The following is an 11,825-nucleotide window of genomic DNA, read 5'->3' on the forward strand; positions in this document are numbered from 1 at the left end:
GCATGTTATTTGCAATTTTAACAAGTATTTATGGAATCTTTGTACTGGTACTTCTGATCGTTGTACTTGGGCGCACACTATACAACGAGAAGCAGAAGCAAAAAGAAGAGTGTCGAAAACGGTATGGTGCAGATTTCTATACCTTGTCACCAGCGGAGCAGCGCCAGCGTCGGGAGGAATATGAGCTGAAGCAGGAGCTGCTGAAGCAGCAGCAACTGGAAGAACTGGCAAAGCGGCGTCATGAGCAGGAAGAACAGCGCAGGCGCCAGGAAGAAGAGGCACGCCGGGCGGAACAGGAACGTCGAGAGGCGGAGGAAAAAGCAAGGCGTGCCCAGCTTCGTGCTAGGATGGAGGCAGAGTTCCAAGCTGCCTTGGCATTGGAACAGGAGCGACAGGAACGTGCGTTGCAGCTCCAGACTCGGATCGACGTGGAGAATGCCCGCCAACTGCAGGAGCAGGATAGGGAACGCAGGGTACCTCCAGCTTGCTACGGAAACCTCTGTGCTGACTGTCCACGAGAAAAAAGAGGATTACCATGTCTGCTGGAAGATTCCTGAACTTGTCATTGAGAAAGTCCCGTTCATGAAGATGAACGGGACTTTTATCTTGACAAGGGTAGTATTTGCCTTTTAAGATAAGTTTAGATGCATATTTGAGGAGTAGGAGAGAACTATTATGGCAACGGTTACTCTGGGCCGCACCGGAATTGTGGCCCAAAAGCAGGCCTTTGGCTGCCTGCCTATCCAGCGGATTTCCAAAACCGAGGCGGTAGATCTGCTCCGCTGGGCCTATGACGGCGGGATGAACTATTTTGACACCGCCCGGGCCTACACCGACAGTGAGGAGAAGGTAGGCGCCGCCTTTGCCGGCATGCGGGATAAAGTGTATATTGCCACTAAGACCGCTGCGGTGACGGCAGAGGGCATGTGGGAGGACCTGGAGCAGAGCCTCCGCATGCTCCAGACCGATTACATCGACGTCTATCAGTTCCATAATCCGGCCTTCTGCCCCAAGCCCGGCGGGGAGGACGGCTTGTATGACGCCGCTCTGGAGGCTAAAAAGCAGGGCAAGATCCGGCATATTTCCATCACTAACCACCGTCTGTCGGTGGCCCATGAGGCCATCGACTCGGGGCTGTATGAGACCCTCCAGTTTCCGTACAGCTACCTGGCCGGACCACAGGAGCAGGAACTGGTGGATAAGTGCCGGGCGGCCAATATGGGCTTTATCGCCATGAAAGGACTGGCTGGCGGCCTCATTCAAAGCGGTTACGCGGCGGCGGCCTTTATGGAGCAGCAGCCCGACGTACTGCCCATCTGGGGCGTTCAGCACGGCTGGGAGCTGGAGCAGTTCCTGGACTGTGTTAAGAATCCCCCGGTCATGACGGAGGAGTACCGGGAAATTATTGAGCGGGACCGGAAGGAACTCGCCGGAGACTTCTGCCGAGGCTGCGGCTACTGCATGCCCTGCCCTGTGGGAATTGAGATCAACAACTGCGCCCGCATGTCACTGATGCTCCGCCGGGCGCCCACTGCCGGTTGGCTGAGCCCAGAGTACCAGGCCAAGATGGAAAAGATCAAGGACTGTCTCCACTGCGGCCAGTGCATGAAAAAGTGCCCCTATGGGCTGAACACACCCCACCTGCTGGAGCAGAACTACTTGGACTATCAGACCTATTTGAAGAAATAAGTGCGCCCGTGGCCCCGGCCCATTTTGGGCTGGGGCCGCGCTGTTTGGCGGGGCCGAAGGTTGACAAGGGCGGGGAAGTTGGGTACAATTCCCTGGTACAAATCAATCGAATCTCGAGTGCCTCTGTGGGCGTGTGGTCCACGGGGGAGAATAGGAAACCGGGTGAGAATCCCGGACGGGACCGCCGCTGTAAGCGTGTTTCGGCCCTTCCACAGGCGAAAGCCGGTCATTGGGGAAACCTGAGAAGGCGGAAGGGGCGGGAGCAGAGTCGATCTGCTCCAACGCGCGAAGTCAGAAGACCTGCTTGAGAGAAGTGTACCCGAGCCCCCGGGATTGGGGCGGTATGGTGCAGCCAAAAGGAACGCGGAAAAAGGCCGCGGCGGTTCGTCATGGACTGCCGCGGCGTTTTGTTTCCCTTTCCGGCGGTTGACCCAGAGTGTGTTGGCGGAATACCGCCAGGAAAGGAAGATGTGTATATGAGGAAAGGGAGAAGACGGGGGCTCAGCCTGCTGCTGGTCCTGGTCATGCTGCTGGGGCTGCTGCCCGGCACCGCCTGGGCGGCGGGGGATGAGATTACGGTTTACGTCTCCGCGGCTAAGGATGGAGCCTTTCTGACGGGAAAGAACGATCAGGTAATTGCCGACGTACCGGTGAAGGTGCCGAAGGATGCAGCTACTATTGACGCGGCGTTTGTAGCGCTTCATCAGCAGTATTATGATGGAGAAGCCGCGGAGGGATATGAAACCGCTGAGAGTAGCTGGGGCGCATCCGTTACAAAATTCTGGGGTGTTACATCCAGCTATGTGGGTTATTATTATAACCATGGATACGCAAACGGATTGACGGATGTGGTGTCAGACGGGGGATACCTCTATTTCTGGTTCTACCAGGACACCAGCGATTGGTCCGACCAATATGTCCATTTTGGAGCGGAAAAGACAACAGTTTCCGGCGGACAAGCGGTTGAGCTGCAATTGAGCGGCTCGGAAGGCGGAGTGAGCGGAGCAGCACTGACTGTGAATGGTCAGCCTCTGCCCGGACGGGTGACCGATGAAGAGGGACAGGTAACATTGTACTTCCCTCAAGAGGGCGAGTATCTGATTTCCGCCGTGCCCGGGAGCGAAGAGGAGTACTTTGTGCCCCCCGTATGCTGGGTGACGGTGACAGAGGATGACCCGAATATGGCTGAGGCGGTTGACGGGGACAAGGAAGCCCTTGCACTGCCGAATGAAGCGACTGAGAATCTTGATCTGCCTCTGGTGGGGGAGAGTGGAAAGAGCACTATCTCCTGGGAGAGCGGTACCCCTGATGTGATTGACAGTCAGGGCCGGGTTACCCGGGGGGCAGAGGAAAAGACGGTGACCCTCACCGCCACTTTGACTTACGGCAGTGAGAGTGAAACAAAGGAATTTTCAGTGAAGGTGCCCGCGCTCTCCACGTCTGAACTGCTGGATAAGGCGGCTGCCGCTCTGTCGGGTGGTTTGTCTCCCAAACAGTGGAATGAGGACTTTAGTGCACCTGGAGACATAAATATTGTTGCGGTGGCCCAAGCTGCAGTGAATGCTGTTGTCAGCGGAGTAACGGTGGGTTCTACCGTGACTTCGGACAAGGAAGGCACCATCGGGGCGGACGGAACGATCACATACAGCAACAGAGCACAGACGGCAAACGTGACCTTCACACTGTCTCTGGGGGAAGAAAGCAAGACGGTGGAATGTGCAGTCAGCGTTCCAAGGAAAGCTGAGACCCGTCAGTCGGTGATGGATGCTATCACTGAGGAAGTTCTGGAAGAGGCCATTTTAAAGAACAACACGGACTTGAACAACGTAACGGATGACCTGAACTTCACAAGCCTGAGCGATGTGCTGGGCTATTGTGTGAAGGCGGAATGGTCGGTTCCCCAGGAAATGTCCGACTATCTGGATGCCCGGTTCGGCGATGTGACCCGTCCGGCATACGGGGAGCAAGACAAGACGTTTTCTCTGCAGGTCACATTGAGCTGGGATATGGCGATGGATCCATACATGGGGTATGTGGGTCCTGTACCTGAGAATAAGACCTTTACGTATGAAGTGACCATCAAAGCCATTACCGAGCAGGAGTACAATCAGGCCAAGGCAGACGTGGATGCTGCGTTAAAGGACTATGATCCCTCGGTGATCAAGTATGCGGATGACAGCAGTATTTCTGTAGATTTGAAGGCTGTGACCCAGACGCTGAATCTCCAGGGGATCTCGGGACTGAATTGCGAGTGGACGACCAGTGATCCGGATGTAGTGAAAGCTCCGGTTTACGGCGTGGGGCGTGCCGAGGTCTGTCGCCCTGCTGTGGACGAGCACGATGCAGCGTGCACTTTGACGCTGACCGCAGAAAAGTATGGTTACAGTGCAAGTCGAGAAATCTCCGTGACCGTGAAGGCTGTGGAACAGGCGGAACTGGATGCTCAGCAGGCATACATGAATGCGGTGAAGCAGGCGCTGGACTTTGATGTCATCAAGAAAGAGAACCTGAGAGCAGAAGAGATAACCGGAAATCTGCAGATGGTGTACCGGGGAATCTACGATAGCCAGACGGGAGAGGTGACCTGGAAGACTTCCAATACGGGTAATACCGGAATTGTAATCAGCTGGGAAAGTTCCAACTCCGATGTGCTGAAGACCTACGGAACGGTAACCAGACCGGCACAGAATACACAGGTCACCATGACGGCAACTCTGCACAGCCCGCTGCTGAGCAATTATGTGGAAGACGAAACGGTATCCATCCAGCTCACTGTGCTGGCAGATGGGCAGAAAAACCGGGTAGATACCCTGATGGAGAACATTGCAGCTGGCTATACGAACGACGCCAGTGAATGGGTCATTATGGATATGGCAGCTTATCTGGCCAGCCATGAGAATACCCAGTATAAAACCACAGATGAAGCGAAGCAGACATATATTAATACTGCGATAAACGCACTGACCGGTGAGAGCATTTCAGAGACGGTATATAGCAAAACAATTCTGGCCATGCAGAGTATTGGCGTGGATTCCCAGAGACTTTATCCGGTCAACAGCAATGATGCCGTAAGTGCAGTTGCGGGACTGAACGGAATCTCCCATTCCTCCAGTGCCTGGGTGGCACCATACACACTGGCTGCGTATAACCAGGGTGAGTATAACAGTGACGCCTATGAGCAGGCTATTATCGGGCAGCTGCTGAGCAATCAGAGTGGGGACGGCTGTTGGAGTGAGTTCGGAACCATTGACACCACTGCAAATGTGATTGCTGGATTGTCCTTCTATTACGATACGGACCCACAGGTAAAGGAAGCCGTAGACAAGGCGCTGGACTATTTGTCCCGGAAGCAGAAGAGCACGGGTGTCTATGACGACGGCAACACCGGAGATGTTACGTCCGGCGACAATGCCAACTCCACGGCTATGGTGGTGATTGCCCTGGCCAGTGTGGGCATTAACCCGGATACGGATTCCCGCTTTATCAAAAATGGAAACAGTGTGTTGGATGGGCTTTTGTCCTTTGCACTGGCGGATAATTCCGGATTTGGCCACACCAACAATGATACGCTGAGCAGCGGCTCCACAGAGCAGGCCTTCCGTGCCCTGATTGCCGCCAGCCAGGTCATGGCCAACGGAGAGGCGTACAACGTCTATGACTTCAGCGCTAATACCGATCTGGAGCCTGGGAGAGCCACAGGGGATGGAGAGGTTGTCCCTCCTGTAGATCCCGAACCCGGGAATAAAAACATTACCGTTTACTTTACCATGAAGGCGGACACCGGCTATTGGGTACCCCGGAAGGCGGTCTCGGTCAAAGAAGGCTCTACGGTGTACCACGTGTTTACCACTGCACTGGAGGGTACTGGAATCACCTATACCGGTGCAGAGAGCGGCTATATCTCCTCGGTAACCAAGGACGGAAAAACCTTGGGCGAGTTTACAGACGGAAAGGATTCCGGCTGGCTGTACAAAGTAAATGGACAGCTGCCTGAAGTGGGCCTGACTTCCTATGTGGTGGAGAGCGGCGATGAGGTTCTCTGGTACTATACAACGGACTGGACCACAGACCCGGATGCCGGAGCCGTGAAGCCCCTTCCGAAGCCCGAGACGGTTGTGGAGAAAAAGGGAGATAACAGCTATGCAATCACCCTGCCCAAGGACAGTAACGGCTCCGTGCTGGTGACCATCCCGGATGTGTCCCAGGGCGACCTGCTGGTCATTGTCCACGCGGACGGTACCCAGGAAGTGATCAAGAAGTCCGTGGTTCGGGACAGCACGGCCTATCTGGTTCTGGATGAAAACGCCACTGTCAAGGTAGTGGACTATGTCAGTGATTTCAATGACGTAAAGGAGAACGACTGGTACGCCAGCGCGGTGGACTTTATCGCCGGTCGCGGATTGTTCTCCGGTGTGGGCAACGGCAGCTTTGCCCCCAACGTGACCCTCAGCCGGGGCATGGTGGTAACAGTGCTGTACGCCCTGGAGGAGCCCGGTGCGCAAAAGGTCGAAGATTTGTTCTCTGATGTGTCCGGGGATGACTGGTATGCGCAGGGAACGGCCTGGGCGGTGAATGCTGGCATTGTCTCCGGCTATGGGGACGGCCGGTTCGGGCCGGATGATGCCATTACCCGGGAGCAGCTGGCCCTGATGCTGTACCGCTACGCTCAGAGCATGAAGCTGGCCACCGGCACCGGGGCATCTTTGGCTGCCTTCGGAGACGAGGCGGCAATTTCGGACTGGGCCCGGCAGGCCATGTCCTGGGCCGTAGGTGCCGGAATCATGAGCGGAACTCCGGAGAAAATGCTGAATCCCGGCGGAACCGCCACCCGGGCCGAGGCCGCCGTTATGGTAAGCCAGTTTGTGGCCTGGATGCTGAGCGCCTGAATGGAATGCTTCGTTATGTACGGCTGAAAGAAAATTTTGTGCGTGCAAAAGTTTGCATTTTCCCCCGAAACTTTGCCATATCGTATAACATGATTCTGAAGGATATTTCACCGTGCAGAATCGGGGTATGGAAATGAGCGGGAAAGAGATTAAGCACATTGGTTTGCGCGTAGATATGGAGTCGTATGGGAAACTGCGCTACATTGCACGTTATGAGTGGCGCACCATTAACAGTCAGGTGTATCACCTGATTCGTGCCAGCATTCTGGAATTTGAGCGGGAACACGGCCCTATTCCCTTGGAAGAGACCGATGCGCTCAGATAAAGAAGCGTTCAAAGCTGTACAATTTTAAATTACCTCCGCCAGAAATGGCGGAGGTAATTTTTTGCCCTAAAAATGCACTAATATTTAGTTTAATTTAAGGGCGTTCGGTTATGCTTGTTCTATCCCATGTGAGGAGAGAGGAATTATGAAAAACCGAACGCATCTGAGTATCCGAATGGATACGGAAATCCATGATAAGTTACAGTATGTAGCAGCCTATGAGGGGCGGTCTATGAGCGGTCAGATCTTGTATCTGATTCAGAAGTGCATCCGGGAGCACGAAAGAGAGCACGGTTCCATTCCCCAGGAGGATATGAAATGAGCTTGGGCACAGCCATTCTGAATCTGCTGTTTCCGCCCAAATGCCCCTTTTGCCACGTCGTGCTGGAGGATCCCGAGGCGGGCCTGTGTCCGGATTGCCAAGTCAGCCTGCCCTGGCTGACCGGACAGGCCGCGGAGCGAAAGATTGAGTTTGCCGACGGCTGCTATTCGCCCCTTGCTTACCGGGACCGGGTGAGAGAGGGTGTGCACCACCTGAAATTCCACCGCTGCCGGGCCAGTACGGCTCCTTTTGGCATGCTGATGGCCCAGTGCGCCCGGGACCATCTGACGGAGAAGGCAGACGCAGTTACCTGGACACCGCTGAGCCGAAAGCGCCTTCGCCAGAGGGGCTTTGATCAGGCGGAGCTGCTGGCCAGGGCAGTGGGGAAAGAGCTTGGTCTGCCGGTAGTGCCCACCCTGGAGAAATTCCGAAATACCCAGCCCCAGTCCTCCCTGACGGAAGCGGCCCAGCGCCGGGCCAACGCCCGAGGGGCCTACCGTCTGCGCCCCGGAGCCCAGGTGTCCGGTCAGCGCCTTCTTCTGGTGGACGACGTGGTGACCTCCGGGGCCACTCTGGATGAGTGCGCCTATCTCCTGAAGCAGGCGGGTGCCCAGCGGGTGTGGTGCCTCACACTGGCCCAGGCGGGGCACAAGGGGAAAAACCAGGAGCAGAGGAAAAATTAAGGAAGAAACGGTTGAAAAGCATAGTTTAACCCGCTATAATAAAATAAGATTGATTTCCCGTGGAAACGGGTTATACTAAAAAATATTTTAACTGCAAGGTGGAACATTACTATGGGTCTGTTCAGCAAGGATATCGGTATCGACCTGGGTACCGCTTCTGTTTTGGTATATATTAAGGGCAAGGGCGTGGTGCTGCGGGAGCCCTCCGTGGTGGCTATGGACAAGAATACGGGCAAGCTGCTGAAGGTGGGTACTGAGGCCGAGGCCATGCTGGGCCGTACCCCCGGCAACATTGTGGCCATGCGCCCCCTGCGTGACGGTGTCATCTCGGACTACGACATGACCGAGCGCATGCTCAAGGAGTTTATCAAGAAGGTCACCACCTTCTCTATCTTCAAGCCCCGCCTGCTCATCTGCGTCCCCTCCGGCATTACCGAGGTGGAGGAACGCGCCGTAGTGGACGCCGGCATCCAGGCCGGTGCCCGCCGGGCTTACCTCATTGAGGAGCCGGTAGCCGCTGCCATTGGAGCCGGCATCGACATCACCAAGCCCGACGGCCACATGGTGGTGGACATCGGCGGCGGCACCGCCGACATTGCGGTCATCTCCCTGGGCGGCGTGGTGGAGTCTGCCTCTATCAAGACCGCAGGTGACAAGTTTGACGAGGCGGTGGTGAAGTATATCCGCCGCAAGCACAACGTTCTCATCGGTGACCGCACCGCTGAGGAGCTGAAAAAGACCATCGGCTGTGTCTTCCCCCGTCCTGAGGAGGTCACCATGGAGATCAAGGGCCGCTGCCTGATGACCGGCCTGCCCCGTGTGTTCTCCGTCTCCTCCGGCGAGATGATTGAGGCCTTCGAGGAGGTGTCCAGCCGGATTCTGGAGGCCATCCACGCCGTGCTGGAGCGCACGCCCCCCGAACTGGTGGCCGACATTTCCACCAACGGCATTGTGATGACCGGCGGCGGCAGCCTAGTCTGGGGCTTTGACAAACTGGTGGAGTCCCACACCGGCATTGAGACCCACATTGCGGACGACGCCATCTCCTGCGTGGCCTTCGGCACCGGCAAGAGCCTGGACAGCCTGGATCAGATGCAGGACGGCACGATGAACCTGTCCCGCCGCCGTCAGATGAGCTATTAATCCGCCTGGGCGGCGAGAGAGACGAGAGGAGAATCCGGAACCTATGGCACTGCACGAATCAGGGGAGGACTATCTGGAGGCAATTCTGGTCCTTCAGGAGGAAAAAGGAATTGTCCATTCCATTGATGTGGCCCAGCATCTGGGTTACAGCAAGCCCTCAGTGAGCCGTGCCATGTCCATCCTCCGAACCAGCGGCCACATTGTCATGGAAAAGGACGGGCAGCTGAAACTGACAGAGGAAGGGCTGCGGGTAGCCTCCAGTATTTATGAGCGGCACAAGCTGCTGACCAACTGGCTCATCCATCTGGGGGTCTCTCCGGAAACTGCGGCAGAGGACGCCTGCAAAATCGAGCATGACATCAGCGAGGAGACCTTTCAGTGCTTGAAGCGGCATGCTCAGGAGCCGGAGCAATAAGAACCTGAAAACGGCGCGGAGCAGCGTTGCTGTTCCGCGCCGTTTTGATGACAGAATCCGGGATCGGACCACAGGGAAGATATCGAGAACATCGCCCCGAAAAAGAAGGGGCGGTTCAAGAAAGAAGGGGAATGCTTGAATCTGCAAGATATTCTGTCCGGCCTGACCAGCGGGCTGAAAATCAGTTTGAATCTGTCAGTGGGCAGCATCATCCGGGTCATACTCCTGATCCTGGTGGGCGTCATCCTGATCCGGGTCCTCACCAGGCTGGTAGGGCGGATGCTGGAGCGCTCCAAGGCGCTGGCCTCCCTGCGTGTGTACATCCTCTCCGTGTTCCGGATTGGGCTTTGGTTCCTGCTGGTGCTGATTGTGGCTGAATCGGTGGGAATCCCCACAGCGTCCATCATTGCCCTGCTGAGCGTGGCCGGTTTGGCGGTCTCCCTGGCTTTGCAGAACACCCTGTCCAATGTGGCGGGGGGTATCACCCTGCTCATTACGAAGCCCTTCCAGGTGGGGGACTACGTGGAGGCGGATGGAGTGAGCGGCACCGTCAAGGCGGTGGACCTGTCCTACACCACCTTCACCACCATTGACAACAAGGAAATTTTTATTCCCAACAGTCAGCTCTCCTCCGTGAAGATTGTAAACTATACCGCCTCGGGAAAGCGGAGGGTGGACCTCTACTTCAGCGCCTCCTATGACGCGCCCACCAAGACGGTGAAGGACGCCATCCGGGAAGTAGTGGATGCCATTCCACAGATTATCCGGGATCCGGAGCCGGTGATCTGGCTGTCCGCCTATGAGTCCAGCAGTATCAAGTATGTGGTGCGGGCCTGGACCACCACAGAGGATTACTGGGACGTGTACTATACCCTCCAGGAGGGCGTGCGGGAGTCCTTTGCCCGACATGGGGTGGAGATGACCTACGACCACCTGAACGTCCATCTGATGAAGGAAAAATGAGAAGCTGCCCTTGGGGCGCTTCGGAACCAACTTGAGGAGGCCGCCTGCCCGGGCGGCCTCTTTTTTTGCCTATATGGGATGTGTGAATGTGATTTGTGTCACATTCCGCCCACGGGGCCTTCAGGGCATGGTAAGCCCGTGGAGAAAGCCGTCCAGCTGGGGGGAGAGCACCTCGCCGCCGATAACGGTATTTTTGTAAAGAAGCAGATTGGCCTGGACTCCCTGTTCCCCGGTTGGATAGTTGGTGACCTCATAGGTGTAGCGCTTGACCCGTTTGCCGGCGTATTTGGTGAGGTCGAAGCCCTGCTCCGATTGGAGCGTCAGATACTCATCATAGCTCTCGTCCATTTCCTCCGGGATGAGCAGCTCCTGGGTGGCCAGAGGCTCGGAATTGACCTCCCAGCCGAAGGCACGCAGATAGTCCACCCGGTCCTCGTTGCTTTTGACGCCGGTGGGGTCCGGCTCCGTGGATGCGGAGACCGCCCAGAAATCGGTGCGGGTCAGGTTCAGTACCAGGGCACAGCAGCAGGCCAGCGCCGCCACAGCCGCTCCAAAGGCCAGCTTCCGCCGGGGAATTTTGGCGGTTACAATCAACACAGCACATTCTCCTTCCGTTGAGGGTGTTCTCCCTTCAACCTATGCGGAGCCGTCTGCGCTTATGTCCCGGAAAGTTCAAAACTTAAGGATTGCCCTGCTCCTTCACTGCCCGAACTAAGAGCATCATGGGGCGTCGCAGCTCGTCGGTCATGCCTTCCAGATGGAGCATCTTAGGATCGGGCTGGGCCTCCTCCACTGCCTGGAGTTGAAATCCGGCCTGAAGCAGCCCCATAAGAATTTGAGTCAGAGTATGGTGCTGCTTGGTCACGGTTTTCCCCAAGAAGACCGTTTCCCGCGGACCGGGTTCAAAGTATCGGTCCACGGGCCAATATAGAATATTCCCGTCAGAGTCCCGAATCCACTCCTGATGCACGCCGCTGGTAAAAACAGGGTGTTCTATACTGAACACAAAGATACCGTGGTCCTTCAAAGTCTGATAGACCTGGTGAAAAATCCCGGAAAGGTCTTCCACATAATGGAGAACCAAGCTGGAAAGCACCAGATCAAAGGTGTTTTCAGGGTAGGCATATTGTTCCAGATCGCATAGCTGATATTGAATCCGAGGATGGGCATTTCGAAGCCGTGCCTCTTCAATCATGCGCTGACTCTGATCAATACCTACGATGCTGCTTGCTCCGCAATCGGCGGCATATCGGCAATGCCAGCCATACCCACACCCCAGATCCAACATGTGAATATCCTTCAAAGGAGGCAGAAGGGGACGGAGCTGATGCCATTCCCCTGCTCCCTCCAGTCCCTGTTGGCTGCGGGACATTTTGGCGTAAGCTTGAAAAAAGTCGTT

General features: G+C 56.0%; 11 protein-coding genes and 1 riboswitch. Of the genes, 9 read left to right on the forward strand and 2 right to left on the reverse strand.

The window, feature by feature from the left end:
* The first annotated feature begins 2 nt into the window (after positions 1–2).
* From DWX58_RS01175 to DWX58_RS01215, 9 genes are all read left to right on the forward strand, one after another.
* A complete protein-coding gene (locus DWX58_RS01175; RefSeq protein ID WP_118641062.1) occupies positions 3–557 on the forward strand; it encodes a hypothetical protein in 555 nt (184 codons plus the stop codon).
* Between the two features lie 118 nt (positions 558–675).
* The gene (locus DWX58_RS01180) at positions 676–1,689 is read left to right on the forward strand and encodes an aldo/keto reductase (protein WP_118641064.1); all 1,014 of its coding nucleotides are present in this window, start codon (positions 676–678) and stop codon (positions 1,687–1,689) included.
* A gap of 98 nt (positions 1,690–1,787) precedes the next feature.
* Positions 1,788–2,012, forward strand: a riboswitch (cobalamin riboswitch).
* 153 nt (positions 2,013–2,165) lie between these two features.
* Entirely contained in the window at positions 2,166–6,575 is a 4,410-nt protein-coding gene (locus DWX58_RS01185) for an immunoglobulin-like domain-containing protein (protein ID WP_158579182.1), read from the forward strand.
* 127 nt (positions 6,576–6,702) lie between these two features.
* Complete coding sequence (locus DWX58_RS01190) at positions 6,703–6,900, forward strand: hypothetical protein (RefSeq protein WP_243093205.1); 198 nt, start codon at positions 6,703–6,705, stop codon at positions 6,898–6,900.
* 145 nt (positions 6,901–7,045) lie between these two features.
* Positions 7,046–7,222: an Arc family DNA-binding protein gene (locus DWX58_RS01195; RefSeq protein ID WP_118641068.1), complete on the forward strand. Its 177-nt coding sequence runs from the start codon at positions 7,046–7,048 to the stop codon at positions 7,220–7,222.
* Positions 7,219–7,905, forward strand: coding sequence for a ComF family protein (locus tag DWX58_RS01200; RefSeq protein ID WP_118641070.1), 687 nt, complete (start codon positions 7,219–7,221; stop codon positions 7,903–7,905). The genes DWX58_RS01195 and DWX58_RS01200 overlap by 4 nt, the downstream gene beginning before the upstream one ends.
* A gap of 111 nt (positions 7,906–8,016) precedes the next feature.
* Complete coding sequence (mreB, locus tag DWX58_RS01205; protein WP_118641072.1) at positions 8,017–9,048, forward strand: rod shape-determining protein MreB; 1,032 nt, start codon at positions 8,017–8,019, stop codon at positions 9,046–9,048.
* A 43-nt stretch (positions 9,049–9,091) separates the two neighbouring features.
* Entirely contained in the window at positions 9,092–9,463 is a 372-nt protein-coding gene (locus tag DWX58_RS01210; RefSeq protein ID WP_118641074.1) for a metal-dependent transcriptional regulator, read from the forward strand.
* A gap of 135 nt (positions 9,464–9,598) precedes the next feature.
* Positions 9,599–10,426 carry a mechanosensitive ion channel family protein gene (locus DWX58_RS01215; RefSeq protein ID WP_118641076.1) on the forward strand — a complete coding sequence of 276 codons (828 nt, stop codon included), beginning with the start codon at positions 9,599–9,601 and terminating at the stop codon, positions 10,424–10,426.
* Between the two features lie 120 nt (positions 10,427–10,546).
* On the opposite strand, the gene DWX58_RS01220 is transcribed toward DWX58_RS01215, so the two are convergent.
* Both DWX58_RS01220 and DWX58_RS01225 read right to left on the reverse strand, forming a co-directional pair.
* Positions 10,547–11,023 carry a DUF4830 domain-containing protein gene (locus DWX58_RS01220; RefSeq protein ID WP_118641078.1) on the reverse strand — a complete coding sequence of 159 codons (477 nt, stop codon included), beginning with the start codon at positions 11,021–11,023 and terminating at the stop codon, positions 10,547–10,549.
* 82 nt (positions 11,024–11,105) lie between these two features.
* Positions 11,106–11,798, reverse strand: coding sequence for a class I SAM-dependent methyltransferase (locus tag DWX58_RS01225; RefSeq protein WP_347559143.1), 693 nt, complete (start codon positions 11,796–11,798; stop codon positions 11,106–11,108).
* Positions 11,799–11,825: the final 27 nt, after the last annotated feature.

This window comes from Pseudoflavonifractor sp. AF19-9AC (genome assembly GCF_003478995.1).
In the GTDB taxonomy this organism is placed as follows: domain Bacteria; phylum Bacillota; class Clostridia; order Oscillospirales; family Oscillospiraceae; genus Lawsonibacter.